The following is a 24,415-nucleotide window of genomic DNA, read 5'->3' as shown; positions in this document are numbered from 1 at the left end:
TTCAGCGCCGGTGCTTGTGCCGTTCGCGCCAGGCCTTCCACCAGGCACCGCTGAGCACAAAGCGGGGGAAGGTGACGAACTGCTCGGTCAGCAGCCGCTGCACGGCGTCCTTACGGTTGGCGAACGGTTCGGGCCGCTCGGCTTCCAGGCGATGCCCGTGGCGCTGCAGGCCCAAGCCTGCGATCAGGGAGATGACGCCGACGGCGATCTGGGCCAGGTCGAGGGCGAACAGGCCTGACAGCACCAGCAGGGTGCCGAGGACGAACAGCGGCACGGCGATCAGGTGCAGCACCAGGTTAGTCGGGTGCCGGTGGTTGTGGTGGTAGCCACGCCATTGCCAGGCGTGCAGGTTGGGCAGTCGTTTGCTCATGGGCGGCTCCTCGCGCTGTTTGTCGCAAGCATGCCCAAAGCTTAGTGCGGCCCCGAGGTCGGGGCCAATCGAGGCTGGCTATGGCAACTATAGCTTGAGCTGGCCAATGGCCTTGCTCAGCTCGCCGGCCAGGGTCGCCAGCTGGCCGCTGGTGGTGGCCGAGCCAACGGTCTGCTGGACGGTCTGCTCGGTGACATCGCGGATGCTCACCACCGCCCGGTTCATTTCTTCAGCTACCTGGCTCTGCTGCTCGGCGGCGACGGCAATCTGCGTATTGCTCTCGCGCATCTGCGCGACCGCGCCCGTAATCTCGGCCAGTGCTGCGCCGGCCTCCTGAGCCTGCCGGACACAGTCGTCAGCTTTGTACGAGCTCTCCTGCATGAACTCCACGGCATCGCGCGTGCCGGCTTGCAGGTCGGCGACCATGTGCGTGATTTCATCGGTGGACGTCTGCACGCGCTTGGCCAGGTTGCGCACCTCGTCGGCGACCACGGCAAAACCACGGCCCAGGTCACCTGCGCGGGCGGCTTCGATGGCAGCGTTGAGTGCCAGCAGGTTGGTCTGCTCGGCAATGCTGTGAATGACCCCGACCACGCTGTTGATCTTCTGGCTGTCGTCGGCGAGCTGGCGAATCATTTCGGCGGTCTGCTGTACGCCGCTGGACAGCGAAGAGATCGAGTCCTGCACCCGGCTGACCACCTCCTTGCCGCTGCCAGCGAGGGTGTCGGCGGTTTGCGACAAGTCACGGGTAGCGCCGGCATGCTGGGCAATATGGTGCACGGTGGCCGACATCTCGTTGATTGCCGTGGCGGCCTGGTCGGTCTCGCTCTGCTGGCCGAGCATGCCATGGCGCACCTCGTTCATGCTTGCAGCCAGGCGCGCGGCACCGGAGTCCAGTTGCGCTGCCGTATGGGCGACAGTACCGACAACCCGATGGTAGGTGGCCTGCATGGCGTTGAAGGCACCGGCCATCTGGCCGACTTCGTCGCCGCAGGCCAGCGGGACGCGGGCCGACAGGTCGCCGGTCTTCTCCACGTGCAGCATCACATCCTTGAGGGTATTGAGCTGGCTCAGCAGGAAGCGGATCAGCAGTTGCGAGGCACCGAGCATCGCCAGCATCAGGATCAGTACACAGAATGCGTAGTTGCTGAAGCGATCGAGGAACACTTGACGCAGGCTTGGCGCTGCCGCCAGCACGGCCAGTTGCTGGTCGCCATGGCGCAGTACCTGGGCACCGCGCAAGGGGTTGTCGCCGAGGATCCAGGCCGCCGACAAGGGGACCCAGCCTTGCCCGTTGGCCAGGGCTTCGAGGTTTTCACCTGCGTAGGTCGGGGTCTGGCCGGGCTGCCAGGTGATCAGGTTGGCCTGGTGGGGCAGGGGCTGCCCGGCGGGCCAGGCGGCCAGCAGTTCGGCCTGGGCTTGCGCCTGGGCCTGCGCGGCATCGACGCGGGCGCGTTGCTCCAGGTGCACCGCATAGAGCACCAGCAGCAAAGTCGTGACAAAGGCCACCGCGTTGACGGCCCAGAATTTGTACTTCAGGGAAATATTGCTAATCCAGGCACCCATGGGTAGGTCTTCTCTGAGTTGAGCGGAAACATTATTGGCAAGGTGCCATCATTGTGCCCGCACACTCGAGAAACGCTCATGACATGCGTCAAGGAAGCTTGAAAAAGGCCTTGGCCGTAGCACAGGTGTGCTGGGCGCAGTGCTCGATACTCTCGTTGCGATGCAGTGCCACTTCGCGCAACACCTCGGTCAGGAATGCCGGTTCGTTACGGCCGTTTTTCGGCTTCGGTCGCAGGCTGCGAGGCAGCAGGTACGGCGCGTCGCTCTCCAGCATCAGCCGGCCTTCGGCGATGTTGCCCACCAGCGGATGCAGATGGGTGCCGCGGCGCTCGTCGCAGATCCAGCCGGTGATGCCGATGTGCAAGTCCATGTCCAGGTAGGCGAACAGGGCTTGGCGCTCACCGGTGAAGCAATGCACTACGGCGGCCGGCAGGTGGTCGCGGTAATCCTTGAGGATGGCCAGCAGGCGTTCGCTGGCATCGCGCTCGTGCAGGAATACTGGCAAGCGCAGTTCGGCCGCCAGTGCCAGCTGGGCTTCCAGGGCTTTTTCCTGCAGTGGGCGAGGGGAGAAGTCGCGGTTGAAATCCAGCCCGCATTCCCCTACGGCGCGCACCCGTGATTCAGCCAGCAGCTGGCGCAGTTGCCGCTCGCTGCTGCCATCCCATGACTTGGCATCGTGTGGGTGTACGCCGGCCGTGGCGAACAGGTGCTGGCCGTCGCCATCGAGCTGCTGGCACAGCTCCAGCGCCTGTTCGCTGACCTCCAGGCTGGTGCCGGTCAGGACCATCTGTAGCACGCCGGCCTCGATGGCGCGCTCGACGATGGCGGCCTGCTGGTCGTGGAAACTGCTGTTGGTCAGGTTGACGCCGATATCGATCAGTTGCATGGTGCTACCTCGTGCCGCGGGGCGGCCAGCATAGCAAAAAGCGTGATATTCGGAAAAAACCAAGAACTTCAGGCGCTTGCCGTGGTCTTTTGCCGTCATTTATCAAGATCGCGCGTCTCACCATGGCTGCCGCCCACCGACCACGGACCCGATTTCGCATGCTGCGATACCTGCTGACCCTGCTGCTGATGTTCGGGCTGACCACGGTTGCCCCGGCCTACGCACGCCTGCCGGGGCCGCAGCAGCACGTACCGGCTAATACGCCCCGCGACTTGCAGCAGATCCGCAGCAGCAAGGTGCTGCGAGTGCTGGTCAACCAGAGCCGCAACAGCTCTGGCGAGATCAAGGGCGAGCCGGTGGGGATCGAGTACTACCGCCTGCGCGGGCTCGAGCATTACCTCAATGCCCGCGCCGGCGATGGCCAGCAGATTCGCCTGAAGATCATCCCGCGGGCCAAGGAGCAACTGCTGGGAGCCCTGCAGCGCGGTGAGGGCGACCTGGCCGCACCGGGCGAGTTGCTCGACCCGGCGGTGACGGGCGGGGTCAACAGCAGTGCACCGGTACTTGACCAGGTGCCGCTGCTGCTGGTGGGGCGCAAGGGCGAGCGCAGCTACACCCGCGCCGAGCAGCTGTCCGGGCGCACGGTGGCATTGACCAGTGCCAGCGCGGCAGGGGCGGTGATTCAGCAGATCAACCAGCAACTGGCGCTGCGCAAGCGGGCTCCGATCAAGATTGAATGGGTTGATTCGACCCTGGCGGTGGAAGATGTGCTGGAGATGGTCCAGGCCGGCATCTATCCATTGACCATGGTGGAGCGCCCGATCGCCAAACGCTGGGCCAGGGTCATGCCGAACCTGCGCCTGGACACCCGGGTGCAGCTGGGGCAGGCGCAGGCCATGCGTTGGTATGTTCGGCGCGATGCGACGATGTTGCTGGCCACGGTGGACCGCTTTCTTCAGGGGTACCATGCACCGGAAAACCAGGATGCCGCCTTCGAGCGCATCTACCGGCGCCAGTACCGCGTGCACAACCCCTTGGCGCGCAAGGACCGTCAACGCCTGAATGCCCTGCGCCCGGTGTTGCAGAAGCACGGCGAGGCGCAGCAGATCGACTGGCTGAACCTGGCGGCGCTGGCCTTCAAGGAATCGACCCTCAACCCTTCAGCGCGCGGTAGCGGCGGGGCACACGGGCTGATGCAGATCACCCCGTCGGCTGCGCAACGGGTGGGGGTCAGCGACACCGGTTCGGTCGATGGCAATGTCCAGGCCAGTGCACGCTACCTGGCGCTGATCCGCCGCAAGTTCTTCGCCAGCCCGCAAATCAACGAGCGCGAGCGCATGGCGTTCGTGCTGGCGGCCTACAACCTTGGCCCGGAGCGGGTTCAGGCCATGCGCGCCGAGGCTCGCAAGCGTGGCCTCAATGGCAACCAATGGTTCTTCCAGACCGAGCGCATCGCCATGGAGCAGGTTGGCATGGCGCCGGTCAACTTCGTCAACAGCGTCAACAAGTACTTCCTGGCATTCAATCGCGAACGCACGGCATTGGAGCGCGTGGTCACTCGCTGACAAGGCACAAGCCAAACGCATTTCAGCTTGGGGCTTGCAGCTTGCGGCTTGTCGCTCTAGCATACCGCCTGCGCCGATTTAAACAGCTACTTGCGGGGCGCAGGACTGGCCCCCTCTCCGGGTTATCCGAAATACCGCTAAAGCGCTGGTTCGGTGACGCCTCCCACCGCTGCCCAGCGGGATTCGCGAGGCGGAGAGAAACTCCATGAGTTGTCCACGTACCAGTGTCTGTTTGAGCCCATTGCCTGTCAGCCAGGCTTCTCGCACACCGCGCATCCTGCTCGGTGGCCAGCATCAGCCCACGCTCCTGCGTCATCTTGAAGGTTTGTCGCGCCGCAAAGGCCAGGCTCGAGCCTTTCTCATCCAGTTCGCCGACGATGCCTGCCGCCTGGATCAGTTCGGCAACGACCGCTTCGACCTGGCGGTGATTCAGGCGCCAGCCCGTGAAGACGCAGCCGAAGTCATCGGCCAGCTTACCCGCATCGCGCGTCAGGGCCTGATTACCCGACGCTGAGGAGCGCGCCGTTGAGCACCAACATCATCACCACGGAAGGTCACGAGGCCCTTAAAAAGGAACTGGATCATCTGTGGCGGGTGTATCGCCCGGAAATTACCCAGAAAGTGACCTGGGCGGCTTCGCTGGGCGATCGCAGTGAGAATGCCGACTACCAGTACAACAAGAAGCTGCTGCGCGAGATCGACCGCCGGGTGCGCTATCTGCGCAAGCGCCTCGAAGACGTAAAGGTGGTCGCCTATTCGCCGCAGCAGGAAGGCAAGGTGTTCTTCGGCGCCTGGGTCGAGATCGAGAACGACGACGGTGAGACCCTGAAGTTTCGCATTGTCGGGTATGACGAGATCTATGGCCGCAACGACTATATCTCGATCGACTCACCGATGGCCCGGGCCCTGCTCAAGAAAGAAGAGGGCGATGAAGTGGTGGTGAATACGCCGACCGGTCAAGCGACCTGGTATGTGAAAAGCATCCACTACGGGCAATGAATTTTAATCGCCCGTACCGGCCCCGCGAAAAGGCCGGTACAGGCGCTATCAGCTTTCCCGTAGAACCGCTAGCGGGCTGGCATTCAACGCTCGCCGCGTTCCCACTACACCTGCCCCGCCCACCAGTAGCGCCCCGACCACTGGCAACACCAGCAACCACGGATGCGGGCTCCACTGCAAGGCAAACGCATAGCGATACAGCACCCAGGTAATCAGCTCGCACCCCAGCGCCGCCAAGGCCCCGCTGGCAGCCCCCAGTAAGCCGAACTCGATGCGCCGGGCCTTGACCAGCAATGGCCGCGCTGCCCCCAGCGCGCGTAGCAAGGCGCCTTGGCGAATCCGCTCGTCCAGCGTCGCCTGCAACCCGGCGAACAACACGGCAAGCCCCGCCGCCAGCACGAACAGCAACACATACTCGACCGCCAGCGTAACCTGGGCGAGGATGCTACGCAGCTGGCCGAGCAAGGCGTCGACCTGCAGGATGGTGACCGCCGGGAACGCCCGCGACAGTGCAACCACGTCCAGGTCATGGCCTGGCGCCAAGTAGAAGCTGGTCAGGTAGGTGGTGGGCAAACCCTGCAGGGTGCCCGGCTGGAAGATCATGTAGAAGTTCGGCTGGAAGCTGTCCCAATGCACGCTGCGCAGGCTGCTGACGCGCGCCTGGCGTTGCTCGCCGCCGATGTCGAAGGTCAGCAGGTCACCCAACTGCAACTTGAGGCTGGCAGCCAGCTCCGCTTCGACAGACACACCGGGGATTTCGTCGCCAGCCGGCAGCGCCTGCCACCAGTTGCCCGCACTCAGCGTATTGCCCTCAGGCAAGTCGGCAGCCCAGGTCAGGCTGAGGTCGCGTTGTACCGCTCGCTCGCCAGCGGAGTCCTTGCTGACGATCTGCTGCACCGGTTGATCGTTGATCTGGGTCAGCCGGCCGGGCGTCACCGGGTACAGCGGTGCCGAGCTGGCATTCACCTCGTGCAGGCGCTGGGCGAACGGTTCGCGCTCAGTGGGCAGGATATTCAGGGCAAAGTGGTTGGGTGCATCCTTGGGCAGTTGTGCCTGCCAGGTGTCGAGCAACTCTGCCCGCAGCAGCGCGACCAGGGCCATGGCCAGCAAGATCAGGCCAAAGGCCAAGGCTTGCCCGGCAGCTGCCATGGGGTGGCGCAGCAACTGGCCAAGCCCCAGGCGCCAGGTCAGCGGCGCACCGGCGAGCGCCTTGCGCAGGCTTTGCAGGCCGAGCAACAGTAGCCCGCCCAGCAACAGCGCGGCGATCAAGCCGCCGCCCAGTAGGGCGAAGGTCAGCAGCAGGTCAAGGCTCAGGCGCCACATGATCAGGCCCAGGGCGAGCAGGGCAGCGCCGTATACCAGCCAACTGCTCGGCGGTACTGGCATCAAGTCGCGGCGCAGCACCCGCAGCGGTGGCACCTGGCCCAGTGCGGCAAGCGGTGGCAGGGCGAAACCGGCCAGGGCCACCAAGCCAGTGGCGATGCCGGCCAGCGCCGGCGTGACGCCGCCCGGCGGTACTTCGCTTGGCAGTAAACCGTGCAGCAGGTTGAACAGGCCAAGTTGCGCCAGCCAGCCAAGCAGGGCGCCGGCCAGCGCAGCCACCAGGCCAAGCATTGCCAGTTGCAGGCAATAAAGGCCCAGTGCCTGGTGTCGCGACAGCCCCAGGCAGCGCAGCAAGGCGCTGGCATCCAGCCGGCGTGCAGCGTAGCGGCTGGCCGACAGGGCCACGGCCACGCCGGCCAGCAGCACTGCGACCAGGCTGGCCATGTTCAGGTAGCGCTCGGCCTTGCCCAGGGCGCCGCCGATCTGCCGGTTGCCATCGCGGGTGTCGAGCAGGCGCTGGCTGGCGGCAAGGTTGTTTTCCACGGCTTGGCGATACTGCACGAGGGCCTCGGCATCGCCGCGCCACAGGTCGCGGTAGGAAACCCGGCTGCCAGGCTGGATGACGCCGGTAGCCTGTAGGTCAGCCAGGTTCATCATCACCCGGGGCGTCAGGCTGTAGAAGTTGTTGGCACGGTCCGGCTCGTAGGTCAGCACACGGCTCATGCGCAGGGTTTTCATGCCGACGTCGATGCTGTCGCCGACTTTCAGGCCCAGGGCTGCAAGCAAGCGTGGCTCGACCCAGGCTTCCCCGGGCGCCGGGCCGCCTCCAGGGGCTTCTTTGGCATAAGGCGCGGCGGCACTGCGCACTTGGCCGCGCAACGGGTAGGCAGCATCGACCGCCTTGATGCTCGACAGCTGGATGCCGGCATCGCCGCCCACCACGCTGGTGAATTCCACGGCCTTGGCATGCCGCAGCCCCAGGGCCTGACCGGCGCTGAGCTGCTCGTCGCGGGCCGGTGCGCTGCCTTGCAACACCAGGTCGGCGCCGAGGAATTCACTGGCACGCAGCTGCATCGCCCCATTCAGGCGAGCGCCGAAATAACCGATCGCAGTACTGGCGGCGACCGCCACCAGCAGGGCAAAGAACAGCACGCGCACTTCGCTGGCACGCAGGTCGCGCAGCAGCTGACGCAAGGCCAGGCCCCACAGGCGGGACAGCGGCATGTGCTTCATCAGGCCTCCACCGGCGCCACCAGGCGGCCCGCGTCCAGGCGGATCTGGCGCCGGCAGCGGCGGGCCAGGCGCTCGTCATGGGTGACCAGCACCAGGGTGGTGCCGCGTTCCTTGTTCAGCTCGAACAGCAGGTTGCAGATGCGCTCGCCCGTGTGGCTGTCAAGGTTGCCGGTGGGTTCGTCGGCGAACAGTACCGCAGGTTGCGCGGCAAAGGCGCGGGCGATGGCGACCCGCTGTTGCTCGCCGCCGGAAAGCTGGCGCGGGGTATGGGTGAGGCGCTTGCCCAGGCCGACTCGCTCCAGCAGGGTCCGGGCGTGCTCGCGGGCGTCGCGCCGACCGTCCAGCTCCAGGGGCAGCATCACGTTCTCCAGGGCGTTGAGGCTGTCGAGCAACTGGAACGATTGGAAGACGAAGCCGACATGCTCGGCACGCACCCTGGCCCGCTGGTCCTCGTCCAGCGGGCCGAGGTCGTGCCCGGCGAGGATGACCTGGCCGGCGCTGGGGCGGTCGAGGCCGGCCAGCAGGCCGAGCAGGGTCGACTTGCCCGAGCCCGAGGCGCCGACGATGGCCAGGCTGTCGCCTTGGGCGAGCTCGAGGGAGAGGGCGTGAAGAATGGTCAGGTCACCTTCCGCGCTGGGGACCACTTTGCTAAGGTTCTGCGCAACGAGAATGCTGGGGCCCATGGAGAATCCGATGCGAGTGTGGTGGTTGAGTGCCGGTCTGGCCCTGTATTGCCTGGCCCAGAGCGCGGCGGCGGGAACGTTGCTGGTTGTCGGCGATAGTATCAGCGCCGGTTTTGGCCTGGATACCCGCCAAGGGTGGGTCTCTTTGTTGCAGACCCGGCTCAAGGACGAAGGTTTCGACCATCAGGTGGTCAACGCGTCGATCAGCGGTGACACCAGTGCAGGTGGCCAGGCGCGGCTGCCGGCGCTGCTTGCAGCGCACAAGCCGAACCTGGTGGTGCTGGAGCTTGGGGGCAACGATGGACTGCGCGGGCAGCCCCCCGAGCAATTGCAACAAAATCTTGCCTCGATGATCGAAAGCGCCCGCAAGGCCGGGGCCAAGGTATTGCTGTTGGGCATGCGCCTGCCGCCGAACTATGGCGTGCGTTATACCACCGCCTTCGCCAACGTCTATGAACAGCTGGCAACGGAAAAGCAGGTGGCGTTGGTGCCGTTTTTCCTCGAGGGCGTTGGTGGCGTGCCGGAGATGATGCAGGCCGATGGTATCCATCCGGCACAAGGGGCCCAGCAACGTTTGCTGGAAAATGCCTGGCCGGCGATAAAACCCTTGCTGTGATGCTTTAAACGGGGGCGGCTTTCGGCTAATGTTGCGCCCCCCGTTTCGAGAGCCCCCGATGCCGCGCCCTGCCTGGTCCTTGTTTGCCTATCAACTGATCGAGCCCGATGAGCAGCTCGACCTGTTCGCTTGCCAGGAAATCCGCGTCCACCTCGTGGCCCGTCAACTCGAACTCGGTGTGCCGGTCGACCGTACCTTGTGCGGTGGCCTGCTGCCTGCGCAGCCGCGTTGGTCCGGCGTGTCCCGCAGCGTCTACCGTGACGGTCGCCTGTGCGACTTGTGCCGGGCAATTCTCGATGCCCAGCGTCGTGGCATGCGGCCGGTCTGGCCCGAACTCTGAGACCAACGGATGGCGTGCGGTTGCGCGCACCTTTCATCATCTGAAACGCCTGTAACACGCCAATGCCTCCCGCTTGCAGCGAGGCGGGTGTACAATCGTGCTTCTTGACCACCTTTCGAAGGATTTACCGGATGTTGCCGCGCTTTCCCGCCGTCACCCGTTGCCTGTCCCTGGCCGCCCTGCTGGTAGCGGGCCCCGCTGCTGCGCTGGAACTGCCACTGCCACCGCCCGGTGAAGACGTCGTCGGCCAGGTCCAGACGATCAAGGCCAAGTACGAAGACACCTTTGCCGACATCGGCACTGCCAACGACCTCGGCTATCTGGAAATGATCGCCGCCAACCCGGGCGTCGATCCGTGGCTGCCGGGTGCCGGCACCGAGATCGTCCTGCCGACGCGGTACATCCTGCCGCCGGGCCCGCGTGAAGGCATCGTCATCAACCTGGCCGAATACCGTTTGTACTACTTCCCGAAAGGGCAGAACGTGGTGCATACCTTCCCGTTGGGTATCGGTCGTGAGGGCTGGGGTTCACCGGTTGCCTTGACCAAGATCACGGCGAAGACGCCGAACCCGACCTGGACGCCGCCTGCCTCTATCCGTGCCGAGCACGCCGCAGACGGCGACATCCTGCCAACCGTCGTGCCAGCCGGCCCGGACAACCCGCTGGGGCCGTTCAAGTTCACCTTGGGTGTGCCTGGCTACCTGATCCACGGTTCGAACAAGAAGTTCGGTATAGGCATGCGTACCAGCCATGGTTGCTTCCGCATGCTCAACAACAACGTCCTGGAACTGTCGAAGATGGTGCCGGTAGGGACGCCGGTGCGTATCATCAACGAGCCTTACAAGTTCGGCATCAGTGGTGGCAAGGTTTATCTCGAGGCGCACACGCCGCTGGACGATCATGGCAACCCGTCGGTGGTCGACAAGCACACGGCCGTCATCAATGCCTTGCTCAAGCGTGAAGACCTGGCCAACAACCTGCGCATGAACTGGGACATGGTGCGTGATGTGGTTGCGGCAGAAGATGGCATGCCAGTTGAAATTGCCGTGCCTGCCAATAACCAGGGTGCCGCACCCATGGTTTCGAGCATCCCGCCCGAACTGCAGTAACGCTTTTGTAACACCTGCGGGGCCCGCTCAGGTTAACAGCCTGATGCGGGCCTCTGCGTTTCCGGGGCAATGCTTTCGTCCAGGCAATAAAAAAGCCGACCCACAAGTGGGTCGGCTCCATAACAATCCGTGAGGACTATTACTTGCGGCTGGCTTTGTCCAGCATACGCAGGGCGCGCTCGTTGGCTTCGTCAGCGGTCTGCTGAGCCTTCTGAGCGGCTGCCAGAGCGTCGTCAGCCTTACGGTAGGCTTCGTCAGCACGGGCTTGAGCGCGAGCTGCTGCGTCTTCAGTCGCAGTCAGACGAGCTTCGGTTTCTTTGGATACGCTGCTGCAACCGGTAGCCAGAACTGCGGCCAGAGCCAGAGCAGAGAATTTCAGAACGTTGTTCATCGTGTTCCCCTTCAAGGACTTTCTATTAAATAGCCATCTCTCGGAAAAGAGAAACTGGCCGGCGTACATAGTACCCATTACTTGTAGTAAGTAAACTGACAGAGCGCAAGAACTGCAAAAAAAATGTTGCTTGAGCTGGTGCCGACAAGATTTGTGGGTGGGTTGTGAAAAAACCGTGTAGCGGGCGCAACCGACTGTAGTGCAGGAACTTTTTTGTTGAACTAACGGTGACTTTAACGGTCTTCCAGCGTCTTAAGCACAACAACATCCGGTTGCTGTTGCGGGGCGTGGTTTCTGTTGCAGGGCGTGCCAGGTCCAGGCGTGGCTTCCTGCTACTTTTTAACGCTGGCCACCTTGAGCAATCCCGCTCGCGGCGCCTACTATTTGAGAGTGCCCGGCCCGGTCGAACGATTGCAGTCGGCCTAGGGTCCAAGGGGCAAGAGGTGGCGTAGAGGTTCCTCCGCCGGATAAACCACATCGGTTAAGGTAAGGGTCTGCCAGAAAGGCCTGCGAGGAGTAGTGATGAGTGAAGCGCTGACCATCCACCATGACCAGGCCGGTCATCAGTTCGAAACCAGCGTGGACGGTCATCGTGCCTACCTGACGTACATGGACCTGGGCAAGCAAACGCTGGATATCTATCGCACCTTCGTGCCCAACGCGCTGCGTGGCCGAGGCATCGCAGCAGCGCTGACCGAAAAGGCCCTCGAGTACGCTGACCAGATGGGTTATACGGTGATCCCGTCCTGCTCGTACGTGGAACGCTACATGGAGCGTCAGCAGCGCCATTCGAGCAAGGCCTGAACGGTCAGCTAACGCCAGATACGAAAACGCCGGGCTAAGCCCGGCGTTTTTCATGGCGCTGAAGCTCAGCCGCGCTTGCGCTGTGGCAGCACGTCCTTGAGCTTGGCGTGCATGCTGCGCAATGTCTTCTCGGTCGCCGACCAGTCGATGCAGGCATCGGTGATCGACACGCCGTACTGCAGTTCTTCGAGGTTTTTCGGGATCGACTGGCAGCCCCAGTTCAGGTGGCTTTCCACCATCAGGCCGATGATCGACTGGTTGCCTTCGAGGATCTGGTTGGCGACGTTCTCCATGACAAGAGGCTGCAGGGCCGGGTCCTTGTTGGAGTTGGCGTGGCTGCAGTCGACCATGATGTTGGCCTTGATCTTCGCCTTGGCCAGGTCCTGTTCGCACAAGGCGACGCTGACCGAATCGTAGTTCGGCTTGCCATTGCCGCCACGCAGCACCACGTGGCCATACGGGTTGCCCTTGGTGGTGACGATCGACACGCCGCCTTCCTGGTTGATACCAAGGAAACGGTGCGGCTTGGACACCGATTGCAGGGCGTTGATGGCCACGGTCAGGCCGCCATCGGTACCGTTCTTGAAGCCGACTGCCGAGGACAGGCCCGAAGCCATTTCGCGGTGGGTCTGCGATTCGGTGGTTCGGGCGCCGATGGCCGACCAGCTGATCAGGTCCTGCAGGTACTGAGGGGAGATCGGGTCGAGCGCTTCGGTAGCGGTCGGCAGGCCCATTTCGGCCAGGTCCAGCAGCAGCTGCCGGCCGATGTGCAGGCCGTCCTGGATCTTGAACGAGTCATCCAGGTACGGGTCGTTGATCAGGCCTTTCCAGCCAACGGTGGTGCGTGGCTTTTCAAAGTACACACGCATGACCAGGTACAGCGTATCGGACACTTCCTCGGCCAGCACCTTGAGGCGCTCGGCGTATTCGTGGGCAGCCTTGATGTCATGGATGGAGCAGGGGCCGACCACCACGAACAGGCGATGGTCCTTGCCGTCGAGGATATTGCGCACCACTTCGCGTCCGGCAGTCACGGTCTGCAGGGCCTTGGCGCTGAGGGGGATTTCCTTTTTGAGCTGATCAGGGGTGATCAAGGTCTCGTTGGAGGCAACGTTAAGGTCGTCGATCGGTAAATCAGCCATCGTGTTACTCGTCAGGTCACGGGTGCCGGCCGCCAGCAATCCCCGTGCGGCCCAGCAGCAATAATGTTCGCAGCGGGGAGCCGAACCTTAGCGCGTTACAGGGGGCGCGACAATGGGATTTGGCGCGGGTTGACACACTTGTGTGTGCCCAGGTGGCGCTTAAGGTGTAAAAAAGCGGCTCAACAACCAAGGAGATATTCATGGCTTCTCGCAACCCACGCATTGGCATCATCGGTAGCGGTGCCATCGGCGGCTTCTATGGCCTGATGCTGGCGCGCGCCGGCTTCGATGTGCATTTTCTGCTGCGCAGCGAATATGACGTCGTGCGTGAGCAGGGCCTGAAGCTTCACCATGCCGTGCATGGCGTATTGCAGATGCCGGTCCAGGCCTACGCCAGCGTTGTTGACATGCCAGCCTGCGACTGGCTGCTGGTGGGCGCCAAGGCGACCAGCAATGCCGAGCTTGCACCGCTGATCATTCAGGCCGCCGCCAGCGACGCCAAGGTGGTGTTGCTGCAAAACGGCCTAGGCGTCGAGGAGCAGCTACGGGCGGCCTTGCCGGGCAACCTGCATCTACTCGGAGGTCTGTGTTTCATCTGCGTCAATCGCCAGGCCCCTGGGGTGATTCGTCACCAGGCGCTGGGTGCAGTCAACCTCGGCTATCACAGCGGGCCGGCCGAAGACGGCGGTGCGGCAATCGTCGAGGCGGGTGCCGGGCTGTTCCGCGCGGCGGGCATCGACTCCCAGGCCATGGCCAATCTCGGCCAGGCGCGCTGGCAGAAGCTGGTGTGGAACGTGCCTTACAACGGCCTTTCGGTGTTGCTGGGGGCCAGTACCACGGCGCTGATGGCCGACGCCGACAGCCGCGAGCTGATCCAGACCTTGATGGCGGAAGTGGTGCAGGGCGCCGCCGCGTGCGGTCACGAACTGCCGGCCGGGTATGCCGAGCAGTTGTTCCGCATGACCGAGCAGATGCCCGATTACTGGCCGAGCATGTATCACGACCATGCTCAGCAGCGCCCGCTGGAGCTGCAGGCGATCTATGCCGAGCCACTGGCCCGAGCGCAGGCGGCCGGTTGCAGCTTGCCGCGGATGCACATGCTGCACCAGGCGCTGGCATTCATCGACCGTGCCAACCGAGCCGGCTGAGCCCTCTGCAGGCCCCAGCAGCAGTGCGCCGGACGGCAAAGCGCGGGTCTGGTGCACTGCTAAGCTGAAGCTTGCTCTGCCGCAACGGCAGTCGAGGAGGTCGAATGATCCGCTCCATGCTGTACGCCACCGACCTCGGTGTGTACGCACCTTTTGTCATGCAGCACGCCCTGACCCTGGCCCGCGCCTTTAACGCCGAGCTCTATGTGATTCACGCGGTGGAACCCATGGGGCAGTTCGCCGAGTCGCTGCTGCAAAGCTACCTCGATGAGCAGACGCTGGATGAATTGCACAGCGAAGGCGTCAATACGGTGATGGCCAACATCGAACAGCGGGTCCTGGAAAACTTTCGTGACGAATTGGGCGAGGATGCAGACCTGGCGCTGATCAAGGCGGTGCGGGTCCGTCAGGGTGATCCGGCGCAGGTCATCCTCGACCAGGCGCAGCGGCTGAGCGTCGATCTGCTGATCTTCGGTAGCCACACGGCCGGTGCAGGGGTTGATGTGCCGATCGGGCGGACGGCGGTGCGCTTGCTGCAACTGTCGCCCGTGCCGGTGTACATGGTGCCGCTCTCGCAGCACCTCGGACGTAGGAAATTGTGAAGCTGAAGGTAATCCGTTTCGGAGGCGCGTGTAACAAAATAGTTCTAGTTTTATTTCGAGAACCACTAATATAGTTATATCTCGTCGCTGCCTGCTGCCGCTGACTTACCGCCGATTCGAGGGAAACCTATGAAGCTTCAACAACTGCGCTACATCTGGGAAGTGGCGCACCATGACCTCAACGTCTCCGCGACGGCGCAGAGCCTGTACACCTCGCAGCCGGGGATCAGCAAGCAGATCCGCCTGCTCGAGGACGAACTGGGTGTTGAAGTCTTCGCCCGCAGTGGCAAGCACCTGACCCGCGTGACCCCAGCCGGTGAGCGGATCATCAACACCGCTGGCGAGATCCTGCGCAAGGTCGAGAGCATCAAGCAGATTGCCCAGGAGTTCTCCAACGAGAAGAAGGGCACGCTGTCCATCGCCACCACGCACACCCAGGCCCGCTATGCGCTGCCGCCAGTGATCAGCAACTTCATCAAGCAGTACCCGGAAGTGGCCCTGCACATGCATCAGGGTTCGCCCATGCAGATCGCGGAAATGGCCGCTGACGGCACCGTCGATTTCGCCATCGCCACCGAGGCACTGGAACTGTTCGGCGACCTCATCATGATGCCGTGCTACAAGTGGAACCGCTGCGTGGTGGTACCGCAAGGCCACCCGCTGACCAAGCTGCCAAAGCTGACCCTTGAAGCAGTCGCTGAATACCCGATCGTTACCTACGTGTTCGGTTTCACCGGCCGTTCGAAACTGGACGAGGCCTTCAACCACCGTGGCCTGACGCCGAAAGTGGTGTTCACCGCCGCTGACGCCGACGTGATCAAGACGTATGTGCGCCTGGGGCTGGGTGTGGGCATCGTGGCCAAGATGGCAGTCGACACCAAGCTCGACAGCGACCTGGTGGCCCTGGATGCCAGCGAGCTGTTCGAGGCCAGTATTACCAAGATCGGCTTCCGACGTGGCACCTTCCTGCGTGGTTTCATGTGCGACTTTATCGAGAAGTTCGCACCGCACCTGACCCGTGAAGTGATGGCCAAGGCCATCCAGTGCCACAACAAGCAGGAGCTCGAAGAGCTGTTCGAGGGCGTCGAGCTGCCGGTGCACTGAGTGCGGCAGAAATGAAAAACCGGCCCTCGGGCCGGTTTTTCTTTGCCTGAAAATCAGGCCTTGCTGATCAGGTTGCCAGCGTGCAGCCCACATTCCTTCTGGGTCGACTCTTCCCACCACCAGCGACCTTCGCGCTCGTGCTGATTTGGCAGCACCGGGCGGGTGCAAGGCTCGCACCCGATGCTGATGAAGCCGCGTTCGTGCAGGCTGTTGTACGGCAGCTCAAGCATGCGGATGTAACCCCAGACTTCCTCGCTGGTCATCTGCGCCAAGGGGTTGAACTTGTACAGGCTGCGCTCGGGCGTAGAGAACGCGCCGTCGATTTCCAATGCGGCCACCTGGCTACGGGTGCCCGGGCTCTGGTCGCGACGCTGGCCGGTGGCCCAGGCACTGACGGTGGCCAGCTTGCGCCGCAGCGGTTCGATCTTGCGGATGCCGCAGCATTCGCCGTGGCCGTCCTTGTAGAAGCTGAACAGGCCTTTTTCCTTGACGAACGGGTCGAGCTTGGCGCGATCCGGGCTGAGGATTTCGATGGGCAGGTTGTAATGCTCGCGCACCTGGTCGATGAAGCGATAGGTCTCCGGGTGCAGGCGGCCGGTGTCGAGGCTGAACACCTTGACCTGCTTGTTCAGCTTCCAGGCCATGTCGACCAGCACCACATCCTCGGCGCCGCTGAAGGAGATCCACAAGTCATCGCCGAAGTGCTCGAAGGCGAGCTTGAGGATGTCCTGCGGGGACTTGTTGGCATAGGCCGCAGCCAGGGCGGCGACGTCGAAGGGTTGGCTCATCAGGCGGTTTCCATCTTGGCTGTGGCGCTGTGCGCTCGTAATAGGGTGATGGTAACAAAAAATGACGGGGCAGACGCCTGGCGATGAGCCTCAAAGGCTCTGCAGCGTTTCCATCAGCACCCGCACCTTGGCAATCGATTCCTCGTATTCGGCCTGCCAGCTCGAGTCGGCCACCACTGCGCCACCGCCCCAGCAACTGACCTGGCCATCCTTGACCAGCAGGCTGCGGATGGCGATGGAACTGTCCATCTCGCCGCGTACGTCCACATACAGCAGCGAGCCGCAGTACAGCGCGCGGCGGGCAGGCTCCAGCTCGTCGATGATCTGCATGGCGCGGATCTTCGGTGCACCGGTGATCGAGCCGCCGGGGAAGCTGTCGCCGATCAGGTCCAGAGCGTCTTTGCCGCGGGCCAGCTGGCCGGTGATGCTGCTGACCAGATGATGGACGTTGGGGTAGCTTTCCAGGCTGAACAGCTCCGGCACCTTCACCGAGCCGATCTCGCAGGTGCGCCCCAGGTCGTTGCGCAGCAGGTCGACGATCATCAGGTTTTCCGAGCGGTCCTTGGGGCTGTGGCGCAGCGCTTCGGCATTACGTGCATCTTCGACGGGGTCGGCCGAGCGCGGGCGGGTACCCTTGATCGGGCGGGTTTCCACCTGGCCCCGGCTGACGCGGATGAAGCGTTCCGGGGAGAAGCTCAGCACTGCACTGCCGTCTGCCAACTGCTGGTAGCCGGAGAATGGCGTCGGGCAGGCTTTGCGCAAGGCCTGGTAAGCGTGCCACGGGTCGCCCTGGCAGGGCGCGCGAAAGCGTTGGGTGAGGTTGATCTGGTAGCAGTCGCCGGCCTGGATGTAACTCTGCACCTGGTCGAAGGCGGCTTTGTACTGCTCCGGTTGCAGGTCGCCCTGCATGGGGGCGAGCAGCTGGAAATCGCCGCAGGTCGAAGTGTCGACAGCCTCGAACAGTGCCGTCAGGCGCGCTCGCTCTTCAGGGGCCAGGCCCGGGTGGAACACCAGTTGGCTGGTGCCAAGCTGGTGGTCGGTCACCACTGCCCAGGCGTAAAGCCCCAGCTGCGCATCGGGCAATGTCAGGTCGTCGCTCGACTGGCTGGGCAGCTGTTCAAGGCGCCGGCCAAAGTCGTAGCTCAGGTAGCCGATCAGGCCGCCGGCGAAGGGCAGTTCGATGCCGGCGGGCAACTGCGCTTCGCCCAGTTGCGCCAGGCTGGTACGCAAGCGTTTGAGGAAGCTGCGGCCGTCCTCGTCGGGCTGGGCCTGCAGGTGTTGCACGGGCCAGGCGCTGAGCAGGTCGAAGCGGCCGCGTTCGGCGCCGGGGCGGGCGCTGTCCAGCAGGATCGCGCCGGGGGCCTGGCGCAGGCGGGCGAAATAGGTCGCGGGGTCGGGCTGGTAGGGCAGGGGGTGGAGCGTACAGGTCGGCATCAGTGTGGACGGCGATGTAAAAGCGAGGAGGGCGATTGTAGACCTGTGTAGGACATGCGCCTAGCTTTGGGGTGACATTAAACATCCTGTTTGGCCCGCAGGGCGGGCCTTTGGGGCGTCAGCGCGGATGCACGTGCCCGAACAGGTTCTGGGTCACCCGCACACGCTGCTCGGCGTCTTCGGTGATCCCTTCCTTGGCCAGCGCTTCGATGTGCGCTTCGATGGCATGGGTGCGCTGGGTCAGCCCGGTGTCGTTGGCAATCTGGATGTTCAGGCCAGGGCGGGCGTTGAGTTCGAGAATCAGCGGCCCCTTGTCCTGGTCCAGCACCATGTCCACGCCGATGTAGCCCAGCCCGCACAGCTCGTAACAACCGGCCGCCAGCTTCATGAAGCCATCCCAGTTCGGCAGCTGCACGCCGTCCACCGCGTTGGTGGTGTCCGGGTGCTTGCTGATGATGTTGTTCAGCCAAGTGCCGCGCAGGGTCACGCCGGTAGCCAGGTCCACACCCACGCCGATCGCCCCCTGGTGCAGGTTGGCCTTGCCGCCGGACTGGCGGGTCGGCAGGCGCAGCATGGCCATCACCGGGTAGCCCATCAGCACGATGATGCGGATGTCCGGTACGCCTTCGTAGCTGATGCTCTTGAAGATCTGGTCCGGGGTCACCCGGTACTCGATCAGCGCGCGGTCGCGGTGCCCGCCGAGCGAGTACAGGCCGGTGAGGATGCTCGACACCTGGTGTTCGATTTCCTCGTGGCTGATGATCTTGCCTGACACCGTGCGGTAACGGTCCTCGAAGCGGTCGGCGATTACCAGGATGCCGTCACCGCCGGCGCCCTGCGCCGGCTTGATGACGAAGTCGTTGCGCCCGCCGATGATCTCGTCGAGGTTCTCGATCTGCTTCTCGGTCTCGATGATGCCGTACATCTCCGGCACATGGATGCCGGCGGCCAGGGCACGCTCTTTGGTGATGATCTTGTCGTCGACGATCGGGTACAGGCTGCGCTTGTTGTACTTCAGCACATAGTCCGCGTTACGCCGGTTGATCCCCATGATGCCCCGGGCCTCCAGGGCTTTCCACGTCTTGATCAGGCCAAACATCAGGCGTCAGCCTTCTTCAGGAATGCCTTGAAGCGCACGAGCTCGGTCAGGCGGTAGCCGCGGTAGCGACCCATCGCCAGCATGAAGCCCACCAGGATCAGCAGCACGGCCGGGAAGGTGAAGACGAAGTACACCAGCTCCGGCACCATCATCAGCAGGTGTGCCAGGGAGGCGGCGAACAGGGTGCCGATTGCCACTTTCATGGCATGGCCACCGCCGCGTTCTTCCCAGGTGATCGACAGGCGTTCGATGGTCATGGTCAGGATCACCATCGGGAACAGCGCCACCGACAGCCCACGCTCCAGGCCCAGCTTGTGGCTGAACAGGCTGATGGCGGCAATCAGTACCACGACGAAGGTCAGCACCACCGACAGGCGCGGCAGCATCTGCAGCTTCAGGTGTTCCAGGTACGAGCGTAGCGACAGGCCCAGCGCGGTGATCACCGTGAACAGCACGATGCCGAAGCCCAGCTGAGTTTCGCGGAAGGCCAGGGCGATCAGTACCGGGGTGAAGGTGCCCAGGGTCTGGATGCCGATCAGGTTGCGCAGGATCAGGATCACCAGCACGCCGATCGGGATCATCACCATGATCATGAAGGTCTGCTGGGTCTGCAGCGGCAGGCTGTACAGCGAGTATTCGAGGAAGTCGGCGTCGGTGTTTTCGTCAGTCAGCTTGGCCAGGCGGATGGCGTTCATCTCGCTGTTGTTCATGCTGAAGGTGACGTTGGCCTTCTTGCCGCCATCGACAGTGATCAGGTTGTCGTCACCGGTCCACCACAGCAGGCGGTCGGCCGGCAGGCCTTGCTCGCCGGTGTCCGGGTTGAAGTACAGCCAGTCGTTGCCATTGAAGCTGCGCAGCCACAGCTCCGGGGTCTGGGGCGTATCGGCAACGAGCCGGATGGTGTGGACCTTTTCCATCGGCACATGGGCGATCGACAGCAGCAGGTCGATGACCTGGGCTTTCTTCATCGGCGAAGTATCGCCGGCCAGCAGCAGCTTGACGTTGTCGTCGTTGAGGTTGTTGACCCGCTTGATGGTCTCGCTGACAAAGGTCTCGACGTCGGCCGAGTGCTGGCGGATAGGTGCCATCAGGGCTTCGGCGGCGATCTTCTCCGGGCCGTCGATGGCCAGGCTGTCGCGGAAGGTCGGGCCTTTGACGGTGGTTTTCTCGTTGCTGTAACGCTTGGTCAGCACCAGGCGGTAGTAGAGGGTCTGGTTGCCGCTGACACGGCGCGCCGACCAGGTCACCTTGCGGTTGCCATCGACACGGTTGACGCTGACCCCGTAGTTGTTGGAGATGAAGCTCTCGTTCAGGCTGACGTAGTCGCGGTTCAGCGGCGGCACGAACATCTGGATCTTGACCGGGTCCTTGGTGCTGGCGACGAACTCGACCTTGGCGTCGATGTTCCACAAGTCGTCGGTTTCGTCTTCGGTCACCGGGATGCCGAGCACGAAGACCTGATAGGCCGTGACCGCCACGCCGAGCAACACCAGCACGGTGATCAGGACTTTCAGATGGAGGGTAAGAGAGCGCATCGGGATTACTCTGCTTTGGGAGCGTCGGTGGCACAGGCAGGTTTGCCGGCCGCGTATTTAAGGCTTGGGTCGACCAGCGCGTCGAAGTGCTTGAGCGCCTCGGAGCCGATCAGCAGCGGGAACTGGAAGGCGCTGCGGTCGGTGAGGTTGACTTCGATGGTGCGCCGGGCCTGGCCCATGCAGATTTCAAGTTCGATGACCGGGCGAGCGGTGTAGGCCTTGCCGGATTCCGCATCATAGTCGCCGGCGCGGCGCTTGATCTTGCTCACGCGCGCCAGGGGGCGTTCGATGGGGTGCGAATGGGCGGCGTCGATGGCCAGGTAGAAGCGCACCCAGCTTTCGCCGTTGCGCTTGAAGCGCTTGATGTCGCGGGCACTGAGCGACGCTGTCTTGGCCCCGGTGTCGAGCTTGGCGGCCACTTCCAGGTCAAGGTCGCCGAGCCGGGCGTATTCGTTCAGACCGTACACGGTCTTGCCCGCCGCCTGGCCAAGGGCCGGCAGCAGGGTGAGGCATAACAACAGTAATACGGGTGTAAGTCTCATAGTCCTGGCATGGTGCTGAGCTGTGCAGGGTTCGGGGTAAAGGTGACTGGCAACGGCTGCGCAAGCTTCCTCGTTCATCTGTCAACAACATGAATTGATGACAAACACACCATCCATACTCCGTTGGAGGCGCGGCATTCTATCACGCCGACGTCTTGACGCCAGCGTGCTGCGATCTGACAGCGCCATCATTGGGTAAGTTCGTTCTTAGACGATTGTCGACAATATTGATTTTGTCTTTGACTGCGAGCCTCTGATTCGCTAGTTTCTGCCAAAGCGATTAGTAAGGTGTCGACAATATGCTGGACCTCACGCTTCCAAGCCCTGCCGAGTCAGACGAAACGGAAACCTTGTCCGAGAATGTCTTCCGGCGCATCCAGGCGGCGATCGTCAAAGGCGACATTGCCCCGGGCAGCAAGATCTCCGAGCCGGAGCTAGCGCGCACCTACGGCATCAGCCGCGGCCCTCTGCGCGAGGCCATCCATCGGCTGGAAGGCCAGCGCCTGCTGGTGCGCGTGCCCCATGTCGGCGCGCGGGTGGTGTCGCTCAACCACGCCGAGCTGATCGAGCTGTACGAAATCCGCGAATCGCTGGAGGGCATGGCCTGCCGCCTGGCGGCCGAGCGCATGAGCCAGGCCGACATCGACGAGCTGCGCCGGGTGCTCGACACCCACGAGCGCGATGCCGCCTTCCAGGCCGGGCTGGGCTATTACCAGCAGGAAGGCGACTACGACTTCCATTACCGGATCATCCAGGGCAGCGGCAACCAGACCCTGGTGAAGATGCTCTGCGGTGAGCTGTACCAGCTGGTGCGCATGTACCGTATCCAGTTTTCCGCCACGCCCAACCGGCCGCGCCAGGCCTTTGCCGAACACCACCGCATTCTCGACGCCATCGCCGACCGTGACGGCGAACTGGCCGAACTCCTGATGCGCCGCCACATCGGCGCGTCCAAGCGCAACATCGAGCGTCACTATCTGGACGCCAACAACAACAGCCCACGAGGTGAGAAATGACTGTGAAGAGCACCCCCGGTCAGCGTTTCCGCGACGCCGTTGCCGCCGAACACCCCCTGCAAGTGGTCGGCGCGATCAACGCCAACCATGCGCTGCTGGCCAAGCGTGCCGGTTTCAAGGCCATCTACCTGTCCGGTGGCGGCGTGGCCGCTGGCTCCCTGGGCCTGCCTGACCTGGGCATCAGTGGCCTGGATGACGTGCTGACCGACGTGCGCCGCATCACCGACGTCTGCGACGTGCCCTTGCTGGTGGATGTCGACACCGGTTTTGGCGCTTCGGCCTTCAACGTCGCCCGCACCGTGCGCTCGATGTGCAAGTTCGGTGCTGCGGCCATTCACATCGAGGACCAGGTCGGGGCCAAACGTTGCGGCCATCGCCCGAACAAGGAAATCGTCACCCAGCAGGAGATGGTCGACCGTATCAAGGCGGCGGTGGATGCCCGTACCGATGACAGCTTCGTGATCATGGCGCGTACCGACGCCCTGGCGGTGGAAGGCTTGAACGCTGCACTGGACCGTGCTGCCGCCTGCATCGAGGCCGGTGCCGACATGATCTTCCCGGAAGCCATCACCGAACTGTCGATGTACAAGACCTTCGCCGACCGGGTGAAAGCGCCGATCCTGGCCAACATCACCGAGTTCGGCGCCACGCCGTTGTACACCACCGAAGAGCTGGCCTCGGTCGACGTGTCGCTGGTGCTGTACCCGCTGTCGGCGTTCCGCGCCATGAACAAGGCGGCTGAAAACGTGTATACCGCGCTGCGCCGCGACGGCACCCAGAAGAACGTGATCGACACCATGCAGACCCGCATGGAGCTCTACGATGCCATTGGTTACCACGCCTTCGAGCAGAGCCTCGATGCGTTGTTCGCCCAGAAAAAAGGGTGAGCGAACCGCGCCCGAATTAGCCAGATCGCTTCCTATAACAAGTTCAAGAAAGGAGAAACACCATGGCCGAAGCAAAAGTACTCAGTGGCGCTGGCCTGCGTGGCCAGGTGGCCGGCCAGACTGCACTGTCGACCGTGGGCCAGGCCGGTGCCGGCCTGACCTACCGTGGCTATGACGTCCGTGACCTGGCGGCCGGTGCCGAATTCGAAGAAGTCGCCTACCTGCTGCTGTACGGCGAGCTGCCGAGCAAGGCGGAACTGGCCGACTACAAACGCAAGCTCAAGGGCCTGCGTGACCTGCCACAGGCGCTCAAAGAAGTACTCGAGCGCATCCCGCGCGATGCTCACCCGATGGACGTGATGCGCACCGGTTGCTCGGTGCTGGGCACCCTGGAGCCAGAGCTGACCTTCGACGCCGAGCGCGAGAAGACCGACCGCCTGCTGGCGCTGTTCCCGGCGGTGATGTGCTACTGGTACCGCTTCACCCACCACGGCGTGCGCATCGACTGCACCAGCGACGAAGACACCCTCGGCGGCCACTTCCTGCACCTGCTGCACGGCAAGAAGCCGAGCGAGCTGCACGTCAAGGTGATGAACGTGTCGCTGATCCTCTACGCCGAGCACGAGTTCAACGCCTCGACCTTCACCGCGCGGGTTTGCGCCTCGACCCTGTCTGACCTGTACTCCTGCGTCACCGCCGCCATCGGCTCGCTGCGCGGCCCGCTGCACGGCGGTGCCAACGAAGCGGCGATGGAGCTGATCGAGCGCTTCCAGAGCCCGCAGGAGGCCACCGCCGAACTGCTGCGCATGCTTGAGCGCAAGGACAAGATCATGGGCTTCGGCCATGCGATCTACAAAGAGTCCGACCCGCGCAACGAGGTGATCAAGGGCTGGTCGAAGCAGCTTGCCGACGAGGTGGGTGACAAGGTCCTGTACCCGGTATCCGAAGCCATCGACAAGACCATGTGGGAACAGAAGCGCCTGTTCCCCAACGCTGATTTCTACCATGCCTCGGCGTATCACTTCATGGGCATCCCGACCAAGCTGTTCACCCCGATCTTCGTCTGCTCGCGCCTGACCGGCTGGGCCGCGCACGTGTTCGAACAGCGCGCCAACAACCGCATCATCCGCCCGAGCGCCGAGTATGTCGGCGTCGAACAGCGCCAGTTCGTACCGATCGACCAGCGCTGAGCTGAATAGATATAGAGAGGCAGCCCGTTTCCCTTGTGGGAGC

25 protein-coding genes are annotated in these 24,415 nt (G+C 63.4%); 13 read left to right on the top strand and 12 right to left on the bottom strand.

Features of this window, described 5'->3' with window-relative positions; genetic code table 11:
* Position 1 precedes the first annotated feature (1 nt).
* The 3 genes from APH28_RS05540 to APH28_RS05530 form a co-directional block, all read right to left on the bottom strand.
* Complete coding sequence (locus APH28_RS05540) at positions 2–370, bottom strand: Mpo1-like protein (RefSeq protein ID WP_060507977.1); 369 nt, start codon at positions 368–370, stop codon at positions 2–4.
* Between the two features lie 87 nt (positions 371–457).
* Positions 458–1,936, bottom strand: a complete 1,479-nt coding sequence (locus APH28_RS05535) for a methyl-accepting chemotaxis protein (protein ID WP_060507976.1) — start codon at positions 1,934–1,936, stop codon at positions 458–460.
* 88 nt (positions 1,937–2,024) lie between these two features.
* A complete protein-coding gene (locus APH28_RS05530; protein ID WP_060507975.1) occupies positions 2,025–2,822 on the bottom strand; it encodes a TatD family hydrolase in 798 nt (265 codons plus the stop codon).
* Positions 2,823–2,980: 158 nt separating this feature from the next.
* Here APH28_RS05530 and APH28_RS05525 point away from each other — a divergent pair, with 158 nt between their 5' ends.
* The 3 genes from APH28_RS05525 to greB all read left to right on the top strand — a co-directional run bounded on the left by APH28_RS05525 (position 2,981) and on the right by greB (position 5,386).
* Positions 2,981–4,387, top strand: a complete 1,407-nt coding sequence (locus APH28_RS05525; RefSeq protein ID WP_060507974.1) for a transglycosylase SLT domain-containing protein — start codon at positions 2,981–2,983, stop codon at positions 4,385–4,387.
* Positions 4,388–4,592: 205 nt separating this feature from the next.
* On the top strand, positions 4,593–4,901 hold the full coding sequence (locus APH28_RS05520) for a hypothetical protein (RefSeq protein ID WP_060507973.1): 309 nt from the start codon (positions 4,593–4,595) through the stop codon (positions 4,899–4,901).
* Positions 4,902–4,912: 11 nt separating this feature from the next.
* Positions 4,913–5,386 carry a transcription elongation factor GreB gene (greB, locus tag APH28_RS05515; RefSeq protein ID WP_060507972.1) on the top strand — a complete coding sequence of 158 codons (474 nt, stop codon included), beginning with the start codon at positions 4,913–4,915 and terminating at the stop codon, positions 5,384–5,386.
* A gap of 48 nt (positions 5,387–5,434) precedes the next feature.
* Here greB and APH28_RS05510 read toward each other — a convergent pair whose 3' ends face one another.
* The gene (locus tag APH28_RS05510; RefSeq protein WP_060507971.1) at positions 5,435–7,942 is read right to left on the bottom strand and encodes an ABC transporter permease; all 2,508 of its coding nucleotides are present in this window, start codon (positions 7,940–7,942) and stop codon (positions 5,435–5,437) included.
* Positions 7,942–8,625 carry an ABC transporter ATP-binding protein gene (locus APH28_RS05505; RefSeq protein ID WP_060507970.1) on the bottom strand — a complete coding sequence of 228 codons (684 nt, stop codon included), beginning with the start codon at positions 8,623–8,625 and terminating at the stop codon, positions 7,942–7,944. Before APH28_RS05505 ends, APH28_RS05510 begins: the two co-directional genes overlap by 1 nt.
* A gap of 10 nt (positions 8,626–8,635) precedes the next feature.
* On the opposite strand from APH28_RS05505, the gene APH28_RS05500 reads away from it, so the two are divergent.
* The 3 genes from APH28_RS05500 to APH28_RS05490 all read left to right on the top strand — a co-directional run bounded on the left by APH28_RS05500 (position 8,636) and on the right by APH28_RS05490 (position 10,690).
* Positions 8,636–9,241, top strand: a complete 606-nt coding sequence (locus APH28_RS05500) for an arylesterase (protein ID WP_060507969.1) — start codon at positions 8,636–8,638, stop codon at positions 9,239–9,241.
* Between the two features lie 58 nt (positions 9,242–9,299).
* The gene (locus APH28_RS05495; RefSeq protein WP_060507968.1) at positions 9,300–9,581 is read left to right on the top strand and encodes a hypothetical protein; all 282 of its coding nucleotides are present in this window, start codon (positions 9,300–9,302) and stop codon (positions 9,579–9,581) included.
* Between the two features lie 131 nt (positions 9,582–9,712).
* A complete protein-coding gene (locus APH28_RS05490; protein ID WP_060507967.1) occupies positions 9,713–10,690 on the top strand; it encodes a L,D-transpeptidase family protein in 978 nt (325 codons plus the stop codon).
* 139 nt (positions 10,691–10,829) lie between these two features.
* On the opposite strand, the gene oprI is transcribed toward APH28_RS05490, so the two are convergent.
* Complete coding sequence (gene oprI, locus APH28_RS05485; protein ID WP_003259780.1) at positions 10,830–11,081, bottom strand: outer membrane lipoprotei OprI; 252 nt, start codon at positions 11,079–11,081, stop codon at positions 10,830–10,832.
* A 522-nt stretch (positions 11,082–11,603) separates the two neighbouring features.
* Here oprI and APH28_RS05480 point away from each other — a divergent pair.
* Complete coding sequence (locus APH28_RS05480) at positions 11,604–11,885, top strand: GNAT family N-acetyltransferase (protein ID WP_060507966.1); 282 nt, start codon at positions 11,604–11,606, stop codon at positions 11,883–11,885.
* 65 nt (positions 11,886–11,950) lie between these two features.
* On the opposite strand, the gene APH28_RS05475 is transcribed toward APH28_RS05480, so the two are convergent.
* Positions 11,951–13,027 carry a 3-deoxy-7-phosphoheptulonate synthase gene (locus APH28_RS05475; RefSeq protein ID WP_060507965.1) on the bottom strand — a complete coding sequence of 359 codons (1,077 nt, stop codon included), beginning with the start codon at positions 13,025–13,027 and terminating at the stop codon, positions 11,951–11,953.
* A 200-nt stretch (positions 13,028–13,227) separates the two neighbouring features.
* On the opposite strand from APH28_RS05475, the gene APH28_RS05470 reads away from it, so the two are divergent.
* The 3 genes from APH28_RS05470 (at position 13,228) to cysB (ending at position 15,881) form a co-directional block, all read left to right on the top strand.
* The gene (locus APH28_RS05470; protein WP_060507964.1) at positions 13,228–14,175 is read left to right on the top strand and encodes a putative 2-dehydropantoate 2-reductase; all 948 of its coding nucleotides are present in this window, start codon (positions 13,228–13,230) and stop codon (positions 14,173–14,175) included.
* 104 nt (positions 14,176–14,279) lie between these two features.
* Positions 14,280–14,777 carry a universal stress protein gene (locus tag APH28_RS05465; RefSeq protein ID WP_060507963.1) on the top strand — a complete coding sequence of 166 codons (498 nt, stop codon included), beginning with the start codon at positions 14,280–14,282 and terminating at the stop codon, positions 14,775–14,777.
* A 129-nt stretch (positions 14,778–14,906) separates the two neighbouring features.
* A complete protein-coding gene (gene cysB, locus APH28_RS05460) occupies positions 14,907–15,881 on the top strand; it encodes an HTH-type transcriptional regulator CysB (RefSeq protein WP_060507962.1) in 975 nt (324 codons plus the stop codon).
* Positions 15,882–15,934: 53 nt separating this feature from the next.
* Here the strand turns inward: cysB and APH28_RS05455 are convergent, their stop codons facing one another.
* The 5 genes from APH28_RS05455 to APH28_RS05435 form a co-directional block, all read right to left on the bottom strand.
* Complete coding sequence (locus tag APH28_RS05455; protein WP_060507961.1) at positions 15,935–16,669, bottom strand: phosphoadenylyl-sulfate reductase; 735 nt, start codon at positions 16,667–16,669, stop codon at positions 15,935–15,937.
* Positions 16,670–16,759: 90 nt separating this feature from the next.
* Entirely contained in the window at positions 16,760–18,103 is a 1,344-nt protein-coding gene (pabB, locus tag APH28_RS05450) for an aminodeoxychorismate synthase component I (RefSeq protein WP_060507960.1), read from the bottom strand.
* A gap of 118 nt (positions 18,104–18,221) precedes the next feature.
* Positions 18,222–19,202 carry an alpha-L-glutamate ligase-like protein gene (locus APH28_RS05445; RefSeq protein WP_060507959.1) on the bottom strand — a complete coding sequence of 327 codons (981 nt, stop codon included), beginning with the start codon at positions 19,200–19,202 and terminating at the stop codon, positions 18,222–18,224.
* A complete protein-coding gene (locus APH28_RS05440; protein WP_060507958.1) occupies positions 19,202–20,737 on the bottom strand; it encodes an inactive transglutaminase family protein in 1,536 nt (511 codons plus the stop codon). Before APH28_RS05440 ends, APH28_RS05445 begins: the two co-directional genes overlap by 1 nt.
* Before the next feature lie 5 nt (positions 20,738–20,742).
* Positions 20,743–21,279, bottom strand: a complete 537-nt coding sequence (locus tag APH28_RS05435) for an ATP-dependent zinc protease (RefSeq protein ID WP_027919647.1) — start codon at positions 21,277–21,279, stop codon at positions 20,743–20,745.
* A gap of 299 nt (positions 21,280–21,578) precedes the next feature.
* Here APH28_RS05435 and APH28_RS05430 point away from each other — a divergent pair, with 299 nt between their 5' ends.
* The 3 genes from APH28_RS05430 (at position 21,579) to prpC (ending at position 24,372) form a co-directional block, all read left to right on the top strand.
* Complete coding sequence (locus tag APH28_RS05430) at positions 21,579–22,295, top strand: GntR family transcriptional regulator (protein ID WP_060507957.1); 717 nt, start codon at positions 21,579–21,581, stop codon at positions 22,293–22,295.
* Positions 22,292–23,182 carry a methylisocitrate lyase gene (gene prpB, locus APH28_RS05425; protein ID WP_060507956.1) on the top strand — a complete coding sequence of 297 codons (891 nt, stop codon included), beginning with the start codon at positions 22,292–22,294 and terminating at the stop codon, positions 23,180–23,182. Before APH28_RS05430 ends, prpB begins: the two co-directional genes overlap by 4 nt.
* A gap of 62 nt (positions 23,183–23,244) precedes the next feature.
* The gene (prpC, locus tag APH28_RS05420) at positions 23,245–24,372 is read left to right on the top strand and encodes a 2-methylcitrate synthase (protein WP_060507955.1); all 1,128 of its coding nucleotides are present in this window, start codon (positions 23,245–23,247) and stop codon (positions 24,370–24,372) included.
* Positions 24,373–24,415 lie beyond the last annotated feature (43 nt).

This window comes from Pseudomonas sp. NBRC 111124 (assembly GCF_001320245.1).
Classification (GTDB): Bacteria; Pseudomonadota; Gammaproteobacteria; order Pseudomonadales; family Pseudomonadaceae; genus Aquipseudomonas.
Note: the sequence above shows the minus strand (reverse complement) of the source record. Positions and strands in the feature narration are given on the sequence as shown.